Origin of the sequence: Curtobacterium citri, assembly GCF_030362955.1 — a bacterium.
Lineage (GTDB): Bacteria > Actinomycetota > Actinomycetes > Actinomycetales > Microbacteriaceae > Curtobacterium > Curtobacterium citri.
On the sequence record NZ_JAUCML010000008.1, the window covers coordinates 35347 to 54122 of the forward strand.

The 18776-nt window shown below is 69.2% G+C and carries 14 protein-coding genes and 1 tRNA gene; 7 read left to right on the forward strand and 8 right to left on the reverse strand.

Features of this window, described 5'->3' with window-relative positions:
* Nucleotides 1-145 precede the first annotated feature (145 nt).
* On the reverse strand, nucleotides 146-1078 hold the full coding sequence (locus QUG92_RS12410) for an NAD(+)/NADH kinase (protein ID WP_069711838.1): 933 nt from the start codon (nucleotides 1076-1078) through the stop codon (nucleotides 146-148).
* Between the two features lie 87 nt (nucleotides 1079-1165).
* Between QUG92_RS12410 and QUG92_RS12415 the strand changes: the two genes are divergently transcribed.
* Both QUG92_RS12415 and QUG92_RS12420 read left to right on the forward strand, forming a co-directional pair.
* The gene (locus QUG92_RS12415) at nucleotides 1166-1492 is read left to right on the forward strand and encodes a hypothetical protein (RefSeq protein ID WP_289459276.1); all 327 of its coding nucleotides are present in this window, start codon (nucleotides 1166-1168) and stop codon (nucleotides 1490-1492) included.
* A 125-nt stretch (nucleotides 1493-1617) separates the two neighbouring features.
* On the forward strand, nucleotides 1618-4134 hold the full coding sequence (locus QUG92_RS12420; RefSeq protein ID WP_069711840.1) for an ATP-dependent Clp protease ATP-binding subunit: 2517 nt from the start codon (nucleotides 1618-1620) through the stop codon (nucleotides 4132-4134).
* A 265-nt stretch (nucleotides 4135-4399) separates the two neighbouring features.
* Here QUG92_RS12420 and QUG92_RS12425 read toward each other — a convergent pair whose 3' ends face one another.
* Complete coding sequence (locus QUG92_RS12425) at nucleotides 4400-5206, reverse strand: hypothetical protein (RefSeq protein ID WP_289459277.1); 807 nt, start codon at nucleotides 5204-5206, stop codon at nucleotides 4400-4402.
* Nucleotides 5207-5317: 111 nt separating this feature from the next.
* Entirely contained in the window at nucleotides 5318-5770 is a 453-nt protein-coding gene (locus tag QUG92_RS12430) for an SRPBCC family protein (protein WP_069711842.1), read from the reverse strand.
* Between the two features lie 218 nt (nucleotides 5771-5988).
* On the opposite strand from QUG92_RS12430, the gene QUG92_RS12435 reads away from it, so the two are divergent.
* Nucleotides 5989-6531, forward strand: coding sequence for an amino-acid N-acetyltransferase (locus QUG92_RS12435; RefSeq protein WP_069712045.1), 543 nt, complete (start codon nucleotides 5989-5991; stop codon nucleotides 6529-6531).
* Nucleotides 6532-6595: 64 nt separating this feature from the next.
* A complete protein-coding gene (locus QUG92_RS12440; RefSeq protein ID WP_289459278.1) occupies nucleotides 6596-7294 on the forward strand; it encodes a hypothetical protein in 699 nt (232 codons plus the stop codon).
* Nucleotides 7295-7410: 116 nt separating this feature from the next.
* On the opposite strand, the gene QUG92_RS12445 is transcribed toward QUG92_RS12440, so the two are convergent.
* The 3 genes from QUG92_RS12445 to cspE form a co-directional block, all read right to left on the reverse strand.
* Complete coding sequence (locus tag QUG92_RS12445; protein ID WP_289459279.1) at nucleotides 7411-8124, reverse strand: DUF3800 domain-containing protein; 714 nt, start codon at nucleotides 8122-8124, stop codon at nucleotides 7411-7413.
* An 80-nt stretch (nucleotides 8125-8204) separates the two neighbouring features.
* Nucleotides 8205-8381, reverse strand: a complete 177-nt coding sequence (locus QUG92_RS12450) for a hypothetical protein (RefSeq protein ID WP_289459280.1) — start codon at nucleotides 8379-8381, stop codon at nucleotides 8205-8207.
* Between the two features lie 307 nt (nucleotides 8382-8688).
* The gene (cspE, locus tag QUG92_RS12455) at nucleotides 8689-8895 is read right to left on the reverse strand and encodes a transcription antiterminator/RNA stability regulator CspE (protein ID WP_022904520.1); all 207 of its coding nucleotides are present in this window, start codon (nucleotides 8893-8895) and stop codon (nucleotides 8689-8691) included.
* A 393-nt stretch (nucleotides 8896-9288) separates the two neighbouring features.
* Here cspE and QUG92_RS12460 point away from each other — a divergent pair, with 393 nt between their 5' ends.
* Nucleotides 9289-9672, forward strand: coding sequence for an SseB family protein (locus QUG92_RS12460; protein WP_069711843.1), 384 nt, complete (start codon nucleotides 9289-9291; stop codon nucleotides 9670-9672).
* A 92-nt stretch (nucleotides 9673-9764) separates the two neighbouring features.
* Here the strand turns inward: QUG92_RS12460 and radA are convergent, their stop codons facing one another.
* Nucleotides 9765-11126: a DNA repair protein RadA gene (gene radA / locus QUG92_RS12465; RefSeq protein WP_289459281.1), complete on the reverse strand. Its 1362-nt coding sequence runs from the start codon at nucleotides 11124-11126 to the stop codon at nucleotides 9765-9767.
* 114 nt (nucleotides 11127-11240) lie between these two features.
* A complete protein-coding gene (locus tag QUG92_RS12470; protein ID WP_289459282.1) occupies nucleotides 11241-12281 on the reverse strand; it encodes an SGNH/GDSL hydrolase family protein in 1041 nt (346 codons plus the stop codon).
* Nucleotides 12282-12422: 141 nt separating this feature from the next.
* Here QUG92_RS12470 and QUG92_RS12475 point away from each other — a divergent pair.
* Nucleotides 12423-12512, forward strand: a tRNA-Ser gene (locus QUG92_RS12475).
* A 460-nt stretch (nucleotides 12513-12972) separates the two neighbouring features.
* Entirely contained in the window at nucleotides 12973-18744 is a 5772-nt protein-coding gene (locus tag QUG92_RS12480; RefSeq protein WP_289459283.1) for a beta-1,3-glucanase family protein, read from the forward strand.
* Nucleotides 18745-18776 lie beyond the last annotated feature (32 nt).

Here is an 18776-nt window from a genome sequence, read left to right on the forward strand (position 1 = left end):
ACGCGAGCGCGTCGGCTGGGGGAACCGGGTCGTCCTGTGGGAAGGCTGCCCGGTGGGGTGATGGGACGGCCCGTCCAGGCACTGCCTGGACGGGCCACTCGTCTGTCCGGGGCCGAGCTGCCCGGAGGTTGCCCGGCGGTCTCCGCTAGTCCTCGAGCTCGCGGCCGAGCTTCTGGCGCAGGTCGTGCGGGATGAGCTCGATGAGCTGGTCCGGCCGCACCGGCAGGTCGAGCAGGCTGAGCTTCACCCGGCCGGTGCGTCCGTGCCGCTCGGCGTCGAGCCGCACCACGCTCCCGGCGTCCTTCCGCAGTCGGACGTCGATCTGCGCACCGGTCGCCACCTCGCCCACGACGAGCCCGTCGACCTCGAGCGCGGCGCTCCGTGTGCCCTCGGCGATGTCGAACCGGTAGCGCTCGCGGGCGGCGAGGACCACGGACCGGTCGATGCCCGCCATCGGTGCGACCGGCGTGACGACGGAGCCGGACAGCGCGGGGGAGAGCACCGGTCCGCCCGCGGCGTAGTTGTACGCGGTGGAGCCGGCGGGCGTCGCGGCGACGATGGCGTCCGCACGGTAGTAGCCGTAGCCGAGCCCGCCGACGCTGAGGTCGGCGGACACCTGCCCGGCACCGGGTCGTCGCACCACGGTCAGGTCGTTGAAGGCCAGGTAGTCGGTGCGGGCGCCGCTCCAGGACAGCCGGGCCTCGAGCGCGTGGTGCGGTTCGAGCTGGTAGTCGCCGGCGGACAGCCGGTCGAGCGCGTGCTCGAGCTCGGGCGGCTCGATCTCGACGAGGAAGCCGACGTTGCCGTAGTTCACGCCGAGCACCGGGACCGGACGCTTGGCGACGAGCCGCATGGCGCCGAGCATCGTGCCGTCGCCGCCGAGCGCGACGACCAGGTCGACCTGGTCGGTGAAGTCGTCGTCGCCGATGACGTCGACGCCCCCACCGATGCGCTGCGCGTCGGCCCGACGGGCGACGAGCTGGCCGCGACCGGAGGCGTTCCACCGCTGCAGGGTCGCGATCGACTCCTGCACGTTCTTGGTGGGGTGGACGACGAGGCCGACGACGGGCTGCTCCATGGCCGCAGCGTACCCGCCCACTCCACCGACTCCCTCGGTCCGACTGGTGTTTCCCTCCTCGTCGCGGCCGTCACACTGTGCACCGGCATGCCGCGTCTCCGAGCCGTCCTGGACGCGCACGGCGTGACGGTCGCGGCGGTCCGGCACGAGATCGCTCCGTGCGGTGAGGTCGGCGCCACGGTGCCCCACGAGGACGACCGCATCGCGTGCACCCCCGCGGTTGTCCGCGTCCTGGCCCGGGCAGCGCAACTCGCCGGCCCGCTCGAGCGGGTGCGCCCGCACCACGTGCTGCTCGCACTCTGCGACGGTGTCGACGATCCGTCCTGGGGAGCAGCGCACGACGTGCTGGAGCGCATCGGGGTCGAACCCCGCCGCTTCCGACGGGCCGTCGGGCGCGCAGCTCGGCGTCCGTGACCGACCGCTGCCCGCGCGGCGAAGAGAGGTCACGCCCACGGCGAACAGGGGCAGCCCTGCGGGGGTCCGCTGGTTAGTCTCGATGTACGTCACCGAGCTCCCACGAGCCCGGCAAGGGAGAGCACATGTTCGAGAGATTCACCGACCGAGCCCGTCGTGTTGTCGTCCTCGCTCAAGAAGAAGCGAAGATGCTCAACCACAACTACATCGGCACCGAGCACATCCTCCTCGGCCTCATCCACGAGGGCGAGGGCGTCGCCGCCAAGGCGCTGGAGTCGCTCGGCATCTCGCTCGATGCCGTCCGCGAGCAGGTCCAGGACATCATCGGGCAGGGCCAGCAGCAGCCGACCGGGCACATCCCGTTCACGCCGCGCGCCAAGAAGGTGCTCGAGCTGTCCCTGCGCGAGGCGCTGCAGCTCGGTCACAACTACATCGGAACCGAGCACATCCTGCTCGGCCTCATCCGCGAGGGCGAGGGCGTCGCCGCCCAGGTCCTCGTGAAGCTCGGCGCGGACCTCAACCGCGTCCGCCAGCAGGTCATCCAGCTCCTGTCCGGCTACCAGGGCAAGGAAGCGGTCGCCGTCGGCGGCGAGCAGCAGCAGAACGCCCAGCAGGGTTCGCAGGTCCTCGACCAGTTCGGTCGGAACCTCACCCAGGCCGCGCGCGACGGCAAGCTCGACCCGGTCATCGGGCGCGAGAAGGAGATGGAGCGGGTCATGCAGATCCTCTCCCGCCGCTCGAAGAACAACCCCGTCCTGATCGGTGAGCCGGGCGTCGGCAAGACCGCGGTCGTCGAGGGCCTCGCCCAGGCGATCGTCAAGGGCGACGTCCCGGAGACGCTGAAGGACAAGCAGCTCTACTCGCTCGACCTCGGGTCGCTCATCGCCGGGTCCCGCTACCGCGGTGACTTCGAGGAGCGCCTCAAGAAGGTCACGAAGGAGATCCGCACCCGCGGCGACATCATCGTCTTCATCGACGAGATCCACACGCTGGTCGGTGCCGGTGCTGCCGAGGGCGCGATCGACGCCGCGTCGATCCTCAAGCCGCTCCTCGCCCGTGGTGAGCTGCAGACGGTCGGTGCGACCACGCTCGACGAGTACCGCAAGCACTTCGAGAAGGACGCCGCACTCGAGCGTCGCTTCCAGCCGGTGCAGGTCAACGAGCCGTCGCTGCCCCACGCGATCAACATCCTCAAGGGCCTCCGCGACAAGTACGAGGCGTTCCACAAGGTGTCCATCACCGACGGCGCGATCGTCGCCGCGGCGAACCTGGCGGACCGCTACGTGCAGGACCGCTTCCTGCCGGACAAGGCGATCGACCTGATCGACGAGGCCGGCGCACGCCTCCGCCTGTCGATCCTGTCGGCGCCGCCGGAGCTCCGCGAGTTCGACGAGAAGATCTCGACGGTCCGCGGGCAGAAGGAAGCCGCCATCGAGGAGCAGGACTTCGAGAAGGCCGCGAGCCTGCGCGACGAGGAGAAGAAGCTCCTCGGCGAGCGACTCCGCCTCGAGAAGCAGTGGCGTGCGGGTGACGTCGCCGCGTCCGGCACCGTCGACGAGGGCATCATCGCCGAGGTCCTGGCCCAGGCCACGGGCATCCCGGTGTTCAAGCTCACCGAGGAGGAGACCTCGCGTCTCGTCTTCATGGAGAAGGCCCTGCACGAGCGCGTCATCGGTCAGGAGGAAGCCATCTCGGCCCTCTCGAAGACCATCCGCCGCACCCGCGCCGGTCTGAAGGACCCGAACCGCCCCTCGGGCTCGTTCATCTTCGCCGGCCCCACGGGCGTCGGCAAGACCGAGCTCGCCAAGGCGCTGGCCGAGTTCCTGTTCGACGACGAGGGCGCGCTGATCTCCCTCGACATGTCGGAGTTCGGCGAGAAGCACACCGTCTCGCGACTCTTCGGTGCCCCTCCCGGGTTCGTCGGGTTCGAGGAGGGCGGCCAGCTCACCGAGAAGGTGCGCCGCAAGCCGTTCTCCGTGGTCCTGTTCGACGAGATCGAGAAGGCCCACCCGGACATCTTCAACTCGCTGCTGCAGGTCCTCGAAGAGGGTCGCCTGACCGACGGTCAGGGCCGCGTGGTCGACTTCAAGAACACCGTCATCATCATGACCACGAACCTCGGTTCGCAGGGCATCGCCGGTGGCCCGGTGGGCTTCCAGGTCGAGGGTGACTCGGCCGTCGGCTACGACCGCATGCGCTCGAAGGTGAACGAGGAGCTCAAGAAGCACTTCAAGCCGGAGTTCCTGAACCGCGTCGACGACACGATCGTGTTCCCGCAGCTCTCGCAGTCCGAGCTGCTGCAGATCGTGGACCTGTTCGTGAAGCGCCTGGCGGACCGCCTGCTCGACCGCGACATGACGGTGGAGCTCACGCTCCCCGCCAAGGAGCAGCTCATCAAGGTCGGCTTCGACCCGGCCCTCGGTGCCCGACCGCTGCGCCGCGCGATGCAGCACGAGGTCGAGGACCAGCTGTCCGAGCACATCCTGCAGGGTGAGCTCAACGCCGGCGACCACGTGAAGGTCGACTTCGCCGAGGGCAAGTTCCAGTTCGAGACCGGGCGTCAGCCGGGTCGCGAAGAGGTCCTCGCCGGGGCGGCCGCGGTCGAGTCCGCGGAGACCCCGCAGGGCGAGATCGAGTCCTAGGACGCGACCAGCCGACGGACGGGAGGCGCGGTGCCAGCTGGCACCGCGCCTCCCGTCCGTCGTGGGGGGCGTCGATCCGCTCGGCGCGTGTTCCCGGCGGCGCGCGGACGTGGCCCTCGACCGGGGGTACCGTTGGCGGAGCGAGGGGTTCCCCCCAACGCCTCGCACCCGATGTCCGACCGGTTCCCCCCAACGGGTCGGACGTCAGTGGCCCCGGTCTCCCCCGACCGGGGCCACTTCCGTGTCAGCAGGTGCGTGCGCGGCGTCAGCCGAGCGCGGCCGCGAAGTCGCGGACCGCGGTCTCCCAGCGCTCCGGGTCCTCGTTCCACTCGAGCGTGTGGCGGGCCTCGTCGAAGGCGACCGTCGTGGCACCGCGGGCACGCTGCGCGGCGACGTCGTCCGCGGCGACCAGCGGATCGGTTGCGGAGTGCAGGAGCAGCGTCGGCGTGCCCTCGTCCTGCCACCGTGTGACGGTGAGCGGGTACGGCACCCCCGCCAGGCGGCTCAGCCCGGGTGTGGTGGCGATGCGGCCGGCGACGACGCCGACGGCCGCCGGGAAGCGAGCCGCGATCACGGCGCCGCGCAGGGCCGACCGGACGTCGAGCAGCGGTGCCACCCCGACGATCCCGTCGACGGGCGTCCGAGCAGCCGCAGCCGACGCCGCGAGGGCACCGGCGGACCAGCCCTGCAGCACGACCCGCTCGGCGCCGCGGGCACGAGCGGCGTGCGCGGCGGCGGCGATGCGGTCGACGGCGACCGGGTCGAGGGAGCGCAGCGGCAGGTCGGTCGTGTCGACCACCTGGTTCGCGGCGCCGAGGGCACGCCACACCCGCAGGCCGCGGAGGACCTGCTGCGGGCCGATCGACTGCCCGTGCACGTGGACGACGTGCACGGGGGCGACTCCGTCCGGCTCGGTGCCCGGGACGTCCTGTTCGCGGGTCCAGACCAGCTCCGACTCCGCAGGGGTGAAGGGGGCGGGGTGGAGGAGCCGGCGGGCGGCAGCGGCCCCGAGGGCCACGCTTCCGGCGGTGGCGATCGCGGTCCCGGTGAGGGCGGTGCGGAGCAGCTGCATGGCCCCACTCTGCCAGCGCGGGGTGCGCGTCAGCGGGGTGACCGAAGACGGACGGGAGGCGCGGTGCCAGCTGGCACCGCGCCTCCCGTCCGTCAGTCGGTACTGGACGTCCTAGGCCTGGACGTCACCGCGCCAGCCGGAGTCGGTCGGGGCGTTCTCGACGCGCTCCTTGTAGTTGTGCAGGTCCTTCTTGACGGCGTGACCGCCGACACCCACGGCCGAGCCGAGCTTCTCGAGGAGGCCGGTCGGCTCCCAGTCGATCTGCGCGGTGACGCGGGTCTCGTTGTCGGACAGCTTGTGGAAGGTGACCACGCCCGCGTGCTCGACGTCGCCGTCCTTGACGGTCCACGCGACGCGCTCGTCCGGGTGCTGCTCGGTGATGACGGCGCGGAAGTCGCGCTCCTGGCCGGCGACCTTGACGGTCCAGTCGGTCGTCTTGTCGTCGACCTGGACGATCTTCTCGACCTCGTCGAGGAAGGTGGGGAACTCCTCGAACCGGGTCCACTGGTCGTAGGCCTGGCGGACGGGGACGTTGACGTCGACGGTCTCGATGATCTGGGGCATGCTCGCTCCTTCGTTCGTCGTGCTGCTCGGGTTCGAGGTGAACGGTAGGCCGGTGCTGCTGGGCGCGGTCCAGGGCGGTGTCCCCCTGCCCGGTGCTCGTCGGGCTGGCCTGTGCTCGTCGGGCTGGCCTGTGCTCGTCGGGCTGCGCTGTGCTCGTCGGGCTGGCCTGTGCTCGTCGGGCTGCGCTGTGCTCGTCGGGCTGGCCTATGCTCGACGGGATGAGTGGCAGCGGGACACCAACGTTCGACGAGCGCGACGAGCACGGCATCCGGGTGCGGCCAGCGTTGGCGTCCGACGTGCCGCACATCCAGCGGCTCATCGCCCCGTACGTCGACCGGCGCATCCTCCTCGGCAAGGAGAACGTCGCGCTCTACGGCTCGATCCAGCAGTTCCGGATCGCCGAGGGACCGGACGGCGTGCCGATCGGCTGCGGCGCCCTCGCCGTCTTCTGGGACGACATCGCCGAGGTCCGCACGCTCGCACTCGACGCAGACTGGATCCACAAGCGCGTGGGGCACCGGCTGCTCGAGGCCCTCGAGCACGACGCCCGCGAGCTCGCGGTCGCCCGGATCTTCTGCCTGACGTTCGAGGTCGACTTCTTCGCGAAGCACGGGTACCTGGAGATCGGCGAGCAGGTCGTCGCACCCGACGTGTACGCCGAGCTGGTCCGCTCGTCGGACGAGGGGGTCGCGGAGTTCCTGGACCTCGCCCGGGTCAAGCCGAACACCCTCGGCAACACCCGCATGCTGAAGATCCTCTGACGCTTTCAGGCGTGCTCCGGCGTCGCGCCGCGGGCGGGCGTCCGGTTCGCCCTACCCTGTGCGCATGTCGTCGTTCCGCCGCCCCGTCGGACCCGAGTCGTCCCGTGTCTACTGGCGCCGTCGGGCGCTCGTCCTCGGGGTGCTGCTGCTCATCGTCGTCGTGGTCGTCCTGATCGTCGTCGGCCGGGGGAGCGGGGCGTCGTCGGCCTCGGCTCCGGGGGCGTCTGCCTCCGCAGGGGAGTCGTCCGGAGCGGAGTCCGGTACCGGGGCGGGTTCATCGCAGACTCCGTCGTCCTCGCCGTCTGCGGCACCGTCGTCGAGCGCGGGGGCGCCGTCCGCCTCCGCCGCTCCCGGAGATGCGGCCGCCTGCTCCGACGACCAGATCGAGCTCACCCCCGTCCTCGACAAGACCGCCTACGGGCCCACCGAGGACCCGCAGATCGCGATGTCGATCAAGAACACCGGCTCCGACGCCTGCCACATGGACCTCGGCTCAGCGCAGCAGGTGCTCACCATCAGCTCCGGCGCGGAGCAGTACTGGTCGTCGAAGGACTGCCAGACCGGGGGCACCAACCAGGACGTGACGATCAAGGCGGGCCAGGAGCTCACGACGCCGGCGATCGAGTGGGATCGCACGCGGTCCTCGACGACGACGTGCGACTCGTCGCGGCCGTCGGTCACCGGTGGGGGTGCCAGCTACCACCTGCAGGTCGGGGTGGGGGACCTGGAGTCGAAGGAGTCGGCGCAGTTCATCCTGAACTGACGGACCGGCCTGGTACGATTCTGGCAAGTGGATTGGGAATGCCCGATCGGCGTCGAACCCCCGGCTGGTCCGGGGGTTTTCGCTTGCCCGTACCCTGCGCGCACCGAGCGGCGAGCTCAGGGGTAGACCTTGAGACCCCATCCGCGCACGCTGCCGTCGGGGGCCTTCGGCATGCGGTTGAGGATCCGGTCCCAAGCGCGGTTCGATCGCTCCGGATGAAGGAGATGGGTGCCGATCGGCCGGGCGACCAGATCGGCGACCTGGAGGCCGGTGCTGTTCGCTTGCTTGTGTGCGATACAGAAGCGGAAGCTGTTCGGCATCCCGCGCATCTTCGTGCGCTGCATGATTCTGTCGAACTCGTCCTCGAGCTCACGGTCCTCCGACCGTCCACGGCTCTCGAAGACCACCGTCGTCTCGAGGTGCGAGACGCCTCTCGCCTGGAGTTGCAGGAAGACACGCTCGAGGCCGTACTCGAGCGCCACATGGTACGGACTGACGTTGTTCCCGACGCGTTGCAGGAACTCGTTCTTGCGTATGGCGGTCGCGATGATCCCGAAGCGCTCGTCGAAGACCTCATCGATGCGCTGCATGAAACGCTCCCTCGTCGAAGCGTTGAGGAGGATGTCGAACGGAGGTTTCGACTGCCGGATCTCACATTCGTGGAGGACGACCATGTCGTGGTTGAAGAAGTCGAACTTCAGCCGCTGCACCAGGGGCACGACGCGCTCGACGTAGAGGTCGACCGGGAACACCGTGAAGGCGAGAACGAACATCGGGTAGTCCGGGTTGATGCTCGTCAGGCTGTGATCGCCGCTCTCGTCGACGTACACAACGAAGCCGCTCCCCATGAGCAAGCAGAACACCAATGTCGCGGGCCAGCATGCTCCGGCATGCCGAGGAGGCCCACTGATCAGCGGTGGTGCGGGTCGGCGACGTCGTCGATCCCCCGGAACTGATCGCCGGACCCGACGTCGTTCCACTCCGCGAGGCTGCCCGGCGTCGTGTCCCGGTGCAACCCGCCGTGGCCGAGCGACCGGGTGCAGGAGAACCGCCACCACACCGAGCTGCAGCGGGCGTCCTGCGTCATGGGAGCAGGGTATCCAGAACGCGCGGGCCGGTCCGCCCCGAGCGCGGTTCGGGGCTAGTGCCGGTGCTCGTCGACGGTCTCGGGGTCGAGGCCGGTGAGGAAGTCGTCGATGAACGTCTGCAGGTCGAAGGGCTGCGCGCTGTCTTCCGGCCCAGGGTGCGAGGAAGTCATGCGTCAACGGTACGGCACATCGCTAGGTTGTCTAGCAATGTGCGCCGAACGGCCCGCGGCGCGCCCGCTCGACCCCCCGGGAACAGCGAACGGGCCCGCCGTCCGAAGACGACGAGCCCGTTCCGAGCAGCTGAGGTCAGCCGATGACCGAGATGTTCTCGGCCTGCGGGCCCTTGCGGCCCTCGGTGATCTCGAACTCCACCTTCTGGTTCTCCTCGAGCGACTTGTAGCCGTTGCCAGCGATCGCGGAGAAGTGCGCGAAGACGTCAGCGCTGCCGTCGTCCGGAGCGATGAAGCCGAAGCCCTTTTCGTTGTTGAACCACTTGACGGTGCCAGTTGCCATGATGGCGTTTCCTTAACTTTCTTGCCAGGCGAACGTTCGCTGCCTGTCTTGCGGGACGGCACTTGCTGCCGCCGATCCGCCGACGAGTGTCGTCGGATCGTTGCGTTCCGCGGGCATGGGCCGGCGGCACGGGTTCGGGGCCAGGCGACCTGAGAGGGTCAGTGACCGATGGCGCTCGAAGGTGCAGAGCACCGGAAGAACGATGGACTCCCGCCGGAGCGGTTGTGACCAACCTACCGCGCCAGCGCCGCAATGGAAGAGTCCTGGGGAGAAATCGACGGCGGATCCGGGACATCGCCGGTCGCGATGCCTGAAGACGGCCGTTCGCGCCCAGCCAGCGGTGGTTCGCCTTCCTGGTCGCTCGACGCGCGAGAATCTGGTGGACTAGGGGCGATGGCAGACAAGGAACAGCGCTTCCGGAGCGAACAGCTCGAGGAGGCCCTCGCGAAGCAGGACGTCGCAGCGGTCGCGTTCGCCCTGCGCAACGACATCGTGATCGTCCCGCGGCTCGTGACCGGGAAGAAGGACATGCAGGTCCGGGTGTTCGGGCGCGAGGGCTCGGACAGGCGCATCCTGCTGCTCTTCTCGTCGGCGGACGCCTACACCGCGATGGTGCCGGACGAGAAGGTCCGGCAGGTCATGGTCTACGACGGGCCCAGGCTCGAGGAGTTCCTCGCTGCGCACCTCGACTCGCTCGAGGGCGTGTTCTTCGACATCGCCGGGCCGCACACGATGCAGGCGGCGCCGGCGGACCTGCTGGCCGCGCTGCGCGCGTAGGCCGCGGCTGCCTTCCGGGCTGCTGGGCTTGCTGCGCTTCCGGGTTCCGGCCTGGAGGCGCTGGTCACCTCCGACCGGCGACCGCGCGTCCGTCAGAACGCGCGGTCGAGCTCGCGCTCGCGGACGGACTGCGTCAGCGAGAACGCGGCGCGCAGCGCTTCGCGCAGGTGCTCCGCGTCTGCGCCGAGCACCGTGGTGAAGCCCAGCCGGGATGCCTCGCTCGCTCGCTGCTTCGCCCCGGTCGCCGGGCGGATCTCGCCCGCGAGGCTGATCTCGCCGATGGCCGCGAGCGTGTGCGGGTACGGGCGGTCACGGGCGGCGCTGGCCAGGGCCAGCGCGATCGCGAGGTCGGCGCCCGGCTCCGTGAGCTTCATGCCGCCGACCGTCGAGACGTAGACGTCGGCATCGGAGAGCTTCAGCCCCGCCCGACGTTCGAGGACCGCGAGCAGCATCGCGACGCGCGACGCGTCCACCCCGTTCACGACCCGTCGCGGCTGCGGGGCCGAGCTCGGCACGACGAGCGCCTGCACCTCGACCGGCAGTGCGCGGCGACCCTCGAGGGCCACGGTCACGCAGGTCCCGGACACGGGCGTGCCGTTCCGCGACATGAAGAGCCCGCTCGGGTCGGGGACCTCGTGGATGCCGTCGCCGGCCATGTCGAAGCAGCCGACCTCGTCCGTCGGGCCGAACCGGTTCTTCAGCGCCCGGACGAAGCGCAGGGCCGTCTGCCGGTCGCCCTCGAAGTGGCAGACCACGTCGACGAGGTGTTCGAGCAGCCGCGGTCCGGCGATCGTGCCGTCCTTCGTGACGTGTCCGACGATCAGGACGGGGAGGCCCCGCTCCTTCGCCACGCGGATCAGGGTCGAGGCGACCTCACGCACCTGCGACGTGCCGCCCGCGATGCCGTCGATCGTGCTCGACGAGATCGTCTGCACCGAGTCGGCGATCACGAGGTCGGGCTGCACCTGGTCGATCTGGCCGAGGATGACACCGAGATCGACCTCGCTCGCCAGGTAGAGCTGGTCGTGCATGGCGTTTGTGCGCTCGGCACGGAGCCGGACCTGGTCGACGGACTCCTCGGCGCTGACGTAGAGGACGCGCTTGCCCGTCGCCGCGGCGCGTGAGGCGACCTCGAGCAGCAGCGTCGACTTGCCGACACCCGGCTCACCGGAGAGCAGCACGGCGGCCCCGGGGACGATCCCGCCGCCGAGCACGCGGTCGAACTCACCGATGCCGGTGTTCCACCGCTGCACCGCGGTGCCGCGTGCCTCGGTGATGGGGCGGGCCACGCGGGTGCCAGCGACGGCGACCGGAGCGGTGCCGCGCGAGCTCGCCGATGCGGCGGTCGTGTCCTCGACGGTGCCCCACGCCTGGCACTCGCCGCAGCGGCCGACCCACTTGATGCTGGTCCACCCGCACTCCGTGCAGCGGTAGAGGGACTGGGTGCGCGCCATGGATCGAGGCTATGCCGCTCCGCCGACACCGCCGTGCTGTCCGTCCGGCTCTGCGCGGTGTGCGGGGGCGTGCGGTCGGTCGTGTCCGGTGCCGGTGCCGGTGCCGTTGCCGGGTTAGTCGGTGTCGGGTGCTGGAGCGCCCTGCGCCTGCACGTGCTTGTTCGCGTGCGGCTGCTGGTCGTCGTGCTCGTCGTCGTCGTGGTCGTGGTCGTGCTCGGGCTCGCCGCTCCGCACGGGCAGCGGGATCGCGCCGGTCACGCGCTGGCGCAGGCGCTCGACCCGACCCGGACGCTCGCCGTGCTCGAGCTCCTCCGCGTGCTCGTTGTCCTGCTCCGCCCGTGCGCTCGCGACGGCGCCGGCCTCGCTGCCGAGGTCCTCGGCCTCGCGAGCGGACAGGTAGTGACGGATCGCAGCCACCGTGTCGACCCGCGCGTCGACCGCCGGCTCGAAGGCGCTCGCCCAGATCTCGTACCCCCGGTCGTTCGGGTGGAACAGGTCGCCGTAGCTGTTGAAGAACGTCCGGCGCAGCCCGACGCGCTTCGTGATGACGTGCAGGGGGGCCACCGTCAGCCCGAACTCACCCGCGACGCGGTGCACGATCTCGTTGGCGACCGCGACCTTGCGCTCCCGGTCCGGCACGAACATGCACGGCAGCTCGGCGACGATCGCGTGCGACGGCACGGCCCCGTAGATCGCGCGGATGTTGCGCTCGAACTTGTCCGGGTGGAAGTCGGCGATGTCGTTCGCCCCGATCGACACCGTGCACACGTCCGGCGTGTAGTTGCGGAGCTTCGGGAGCTGGTCCTGCTTCGCGCCCCACGTCGTCGATCCCGAGACGCTGAGGTTCACCACGCGGACCGACATGCGCGACCGGTGGCGGATGCGCCGTGCGAGGAGCCCGACGTACCCGCGACCGGGGGCGGTGGCGCCGACCCCCTGTGCCGCGGAGTCGCCGATCGCCAGGTAGGTCAGCTGCCCCTCGTGCTGCAGGCGCTCCCGCCACCAGTCGGCGTGCACGGGCAGCATGTCGACCACGCGCTGCGAGGCCGCTCGTTGCCCGCGGATCCCGGCCCTGGCGCCGAACGCCCCGCCGCCGACGACGGCCAGGCCACCGATGACGGACGTGAGCAGTGCGACGAGGGTGCGGGTTCTCATGCCGGAGACCGTACGCGGGCTGCCTCGTCGGTGACCCTGTTGCGCCGGGTCGGTGAGCGCGGATCTCGACCGGACCGCCTGTGGAGGGGAGGCGACGTGCGGTGGTCGAACGGCCCTCCCGAATCGTGTAGGATCTTTCCCGGTACCGTGTCCGAGCGGCCGAAGGATCATGTCTCGAAAACATGTGTGGGGGCAACTCCACCGTGGGTTCAAATCCCACCGGTACCGCCACGTGAACACAGAAGAGCCCCCTGCTTCGGCCGGGGGCTCTTCTGTGTTCCGGGCTTCTGTGTACTGGTGAGCGCCACACGTCCCGAGGCCACGAGGAACGAGTTCGTGTGAGCGCTCCTCCTGAGCTCCACGAGCGGACGTCACCCGAGTCGATCTCGATCGCTGACTGAGCTGCGAAAGCGATCGGAGAGGACCGCGAGCGGGTCATGACGATGTCTTGCGAATGAACCGGGCCGCTCTCGGCCGGCGGCTCACCTGCGAACAGCGCCACGGTTCGACGTAGCGTCGCTCCTCCAGTCGAGTGCTGTGACCACTACCCAATTTCGAATTGCGCTGCCTGGGTAGAACCTGGCAAAGTTCTCCCGATCGACCTTTGGTGTAACACGCAACTTCGCTCATCGTGCTGCACGGTCGGTTGACGGCGCTCCTACCCGAGGCGGCGCCCACTGGGGGAGAACCGATGTCCCGATCCGTCGCGCGCACGCGTACCGTCCTGGCTCTGATCGTCGCGTTCATCGTCGCGCTGACAAGCCTCTCACTGTCACCGCAAGCCGCGTTCGCGGCCGGGAACCTACCGTTCACCGTCACGAACAACTCAGGGTTGAGCGACGCCACGTACGTGTACGTGATGGCGCGCGATCAGGCATCGAACAAGCAGGGCTACGTCGACCAGGCCGGCACCTGGCATGCGTTCGACCTCCCGAGCTCCGTTCCGGACGGGACGCCGCCCCCCGCTGCACCCGACACGTCGATCCCGGGGCCGCGAAGCGGTGGGACGAGCACGATCCAGCTCCGTCAGGGGCTCGTCGCGGGTCGGATCTACATGTCGTTCCACGACAAGCTGAACTTCTTCCTCACCCCGGATGGACTCGTCGAGCCCGCCGGTTGGGTCGCCAGCGACCCCAACCACGGCACCATCTACGACTGGGTCGAGTTCGCACGCGACGGCGGCAACATCTTCATCAACACGACGATGGTCGACATGTTCAGCGTGCCGATCTCGGTGAGCGTGCACAACGCCGACGGCTCGAACGAGACGCAGGGCCGCCTCGTCGCGGGTGGTCGCAACAAGATCTTCCAGGCGTTGAAGAGCTACGGGTGGGGTGACCTCATCCAGTACCGCGACGGCAGCAAGCTCCCCGTCCGGGCTATGGCGCCGATCCACGGAGTCGAGCAGGGGTCGATCTCCGCCGGGTACTTCGACAAGTACGTGGGCGCGGCCTGGAGCTACTACACCAGCCATGACCTGACCGTGACGACTGCGCTGGGGGACTTCACCGGCCGCGTCAGCGGTTCGACGTTCACCTTCAAGGACAAGACCGGCGCCGTCGTGGGCCGCTTCAGCCCGCCCAGCACCACCGACATCTTCGCGTGCGAGAAGTCCGTTCAGCCTGCCGGTCAGCCCAACGAGACCGCAGCGCTCGCGATCGGTGCTCGCATCTGCGCCGCGCTGAACCGCGGCACCCTCTCCACGAGCAGCCACCAGGGCTCCGACACCCAGGCCACCCACAACGCGGCGGACTTCTACGGCCCCGGCGTCGACTCGAACCTGTACTCCAAGGCCATGCACCTCGCCGAAGCGAACGGCAATGCGTACGGCTTCGCATTCGACGACGTCGCGGAGTTCAGCCCGAGCATCAACTCCGGCAACCCGACCACGGCGAACATGACCGTCGCCCCGTTCACGGGCGGCTCCAGCGGGGACCCCGGCCAGAAGGTCACCGCGTCCGTGGATTCGCTGTTCGGTCATCCGACCTGGAGCGGCTTCTCGGACGACCCGGTCAACGTCGCGACCGGCAACTACACCGACGACGAAGCACCGCTCGCCTACTCGAGTGTCTGGGCGCCGTCCGTGTCGATGACCTACAACTCGATGGACACTCGCGCCGGTCCGTTCGGCACCGGCTGGTCGTCCATGCTGCAAGAAGCGGTCACCAGCGCCAGCAACGGCGACGCCACCGTCCGCTGGCCCGACGGATCGACGCTGAAGTACACGCGACGCTCCGACGGGACGTTCGCAGCGCCGTCCGCAGCAGTCGCGCAGCTGACCCGCTCCAGCACGGGATGGGCGACGACGCGGAAGGACGGCAGCGGCGAGACCTTCGACACGGCCGGCCGGATCACCGCGTTGCACGATCAGAATGCTCACACCGTCACGCTTGCTCGGAACTCCAGTAACCAGGTGACCACCATCACCGGTGACAACCACGCGCAGACCATCACACTGACGTGGGCCGGCTCGCACATCACCCGCGCGACGACCGCCGACAAGCGCTCCGCGACCTTCACCTACAACGGCGCCTCGCTCTCCGCGATCACGGATCCCGCCGGGAAGACGAAGCGCTTCGGTGCTGACTCCAACGGACGCCTCACCACCATCACCGACGCGGACAGCACCCTCCTCGTCACAAACCGCTACGACGCGAACGGCCGCGTCATCGAACAGGCCCGACCAGGCAGCCCCACCGAGCAGTTCGCGTACGACACCGCCAACGGCACCACGGACGTCACAACTGCCGACAAATCGGCCTCCATGCACTACACGTTCAACGCCGACGGTCGACTGCTCTCCACGACCTCCGCCGACGGCACGACGTCGATGGTGGCGTACGACGCCAACGGCAACCCGTCGAAGACGACCGACCGCGCCGGCGTGGAGTCCGACTCCACCTACACCGCAGACGGGCAGCTGCAGTCGCAGACGACCGACGGCGTCACGACGACCTACGAGCACGACAGCCGCGGCCGGACGACCAAGGTCACGAAGGACGGCAAGACCGTCGCGTACACCTACGGGACGTCGACCATCCCGACCGGTGCCACCATGCCCGACGGCTCTAAGGCCTCGTTCGCGGTCAGCGGGTCGCAGCTGACCAGCAGCACCGACGCCGACGGCAAGACCAGCCGGTACACCTACACCGCCAGCGGGAAGGTTGCATCCATTACCACGCCCACGGGCGACACCACCAGCTACACCTACGACGCAGCCGGGAACACCACTGTCGTCACCGCTCCGGGCAATCGGGTGACGAAGTACGAGTACGACGCCGCCGGCCGCCAGACCAAGGCGACCGCGCCCAGCGGCGGTGTGACGGGTACCTCCTACACCGCCGCAGGCCGCGTTGCCTCGACCACGGACCCCGACGGCGCGACCACCGCCTACACCTACGACAACGCCGGCCGGCTGAGCATCGCCACCGCGGCCGACGGCGGCAAGACGAAGTACGCGTACGACACAGCAGGCGACCTCACCACCGTTACCGACCCCGCCGGCACCGCCACGAACTACAGCTACGACGGCTTCGGCCGCGTTGCCAAGAGCACGACCGGGACGCAGTCCACCAGCTACACCTACGACGCCAACGGCCGCGCCACACTTACCGCAACCGGTGCGCAGAGCACGTCCCAGCAGTACGACGCCGCCGGGAACGTCATCTCCTTCACCGACGCCAACGGCGCAATGACCCGGTACGGCTACGACAGCCTGGGCAACCAGACCCGAGCCATCGCAGCGGACGGCACCGTGACCGCCTCCCAGTACGACGCTGTCGGCAACCAGACCAGCGTCCGCGACCCGCTCGGATTCACCTCCACCGCGACCTACTCCGCGGCAGGACTCCTCACCGCCTCCACTGACCCCATGGGCTTCACCACCCACTACGGCTACGACGACGCTGGCCGGAACACCTCGGTGGAAAAGGCCGGCGGACACACCTGGGCATACGCGTACAACGCAGCCGGGCAGGTCTCGACCGCGACCAGCCCGACAGGCCTCGTCACCACCTACGGCTACGACGCGGACGGCAACACCACCAGCGTCACCACGCCCGGCCGTGGGACCACGAAGACGACCTACAGCCCCGCCGGTAAGGTGCTCACCCGCACCGACGCGAACGGAGCGAAGTCCTCCTTCACCTACGACACCGCCGGGCGCCTGCACACCGCCACCGACGCCAACGGCGACACCACCACGTACGCCTACGACGCCTCCGGGCAGCTGACGAAGCAGACCGACCCGCGAGGTGGCGACACCAGCTACACGTACGACGCCGCCGGGCAGCTGACCAAGAAGACCGACCCGCTGGGCCGCGCTACCACGTACACGTACGACGCTGCCGGCAACGTCCTCAAGGAGACGGACCCGGACGGGAAGGCGACGAGCTTCGGCTACGACGCGACCGGGCAGCTCCTCGAGCGCACTGATCCGTCGGGTGCGAAGACGACCTGGGCGTACAACGTCACCGGGCAGCGGACGTCCATGACCGACGCCACCGGCACGACGAAGTACCTCTACGACGCCGACGCCCGACTCACCAAGCTCGACAACCCCAACGGCCACACGTTCAACTTCACCTACGACGGTGACGGACGCCCCGCCACCATCACCTACCCCGACGGCACCGTCCTCTCCTACGGCCGTGACGCCGACGGCAACCTCGCCGCAGTCAGCGACAACCACGGCAACGCCGTCTACTACACAGTCGACGCGGACGGCCGCGTCACCCGTGAAGGGTCCGCAGCCGGCACCGTCCGCACGTTCACCTACCTCGACGGCGAACTGTCGAAGTACACCGAGCAGCTCACCACCACCGCACCGACCGTCACCACCGAGATCGGCCGAGGGGCCACTGGGCAGGTCACCTCAACCCTCCGCGACGGTCAGAACACGCGGTACGGCTACGACGCCGGAGGCCAGCTGACCTCCGTCGACGCCCCCGGCACCGACGACGACCAGACCTACACCTACGACGACGCCGGCAACCGCGCGACGAAAGTGCAGGCCGGCACAACCGATAGTTACGTCTACGACGCCGCGAACGAACTCACGAAGATCAACCGCGGCAGCAGCACCCGCAGCACCTTCACCTACGACGGCGCCGGTCGACTCGCGTCGCAAGACGACGCGGACGGCAGCAGCCTCAAGCTGACCTACGACGGAGCAGCCGCACCGACCAAGGTCAGCCGGGGAACCGCAGGCGGCAGGACGGACACTGACCTCGCGCGCGACGGCGACGGCGTCCTGACCGGTATCGACACCACCGGCCCGGACGGAAGCGCCTCGACGAGCCTCGACTGGTTCGAGACCCAAGGGCAGCTGCAGCCCCTCACCAGCACGTCCGATGGAACGACGACCGACTTCTACTACGGAAGTGGGAGCACCCGCCTGCAGTCAGCGGCGGGAGCAGCAGCGACGGACCTGTCCCGGGACTACCTCGGGTCGGCGCTCAACCCCGGCACCGATGGTGCTGCATCCACCAGCTACGACGCATACGGCACCGGGACCAAGGCACCGACCGGCGGCTTCGGCTACCGGGGAGCGCTGAACGTCGACGGGCTGCTCATGCTCGGCGCCCGCGCCTACGACCCGAGCACCGGACGCTTCACGGCCACCGACCCGCTCGGACCAGTCGCCGGCAGTGCCGCCACGACGACCCCGTACCCGTACGCCAACAACGATCCGCTGAACCTCATCGACCCGCTCGGCCTCCGAGCGACAAGCGACGACGCATTCAACAACGCGGCCGCGGGCTTCTTCGACGGCGTCACCTTCGGTCTCACCCGCTACGGGCGCCAGGCAGCACAGAAGTACTGGGGCTGGGAAGACAACGTCAACTACACCTCCGGGTCGTACAAGGCAGGCAACGTCACCGGAGCTGTCACGGGCATCGTCGTCGTCTCCGTGGCTACTGGCGGCACAGGCGGTGCAGTCATCGCGGGAGCGTACGTCAGTGCCACCATCACTAACTCCGAAGCAGCAGTCCTCGAGAACCGTCAGGCGAGCCTTCAGGAGCTCGGGACCAACGCAACTCTTGGAGCCGTTACCTTCGGTGCGGCTAGCGAGATCAGAACTGCTTCGTCGACGGTGCTCGCTGCGGGTCGTCTCAGCGGTAGCGCCGAGTCCATCGCATCCAACATTGCGAAGGTGCCTGCTGTCGGAGGGGAAAGTGCGGCCGCCAGCATCGGTCGGGCGATGCACAGCCGTTTCGACCGCTGGATCGAAGAGCAGGCGGCCCTAGACCCGAAGTGGCGGCCGGGGCTGAGATCCGGTCCGAATCGACCGGACGGCTTCTATGGATCGGTGCCGGTGGAGCTGAAGCCGAACACGCCAAGCGGTCTGAGTAAGGGGCGCACTCAGCTGCGTCGGTATATGAATGCCTTCGACTCGGAGGTCGGCTACCTCTACGTCTACGACGACTACGGCAACTTCACCCTCAAGGAGACTCTGAAATGACGAGGCGGGAGCAACTCGGTCGCCTGTACGAC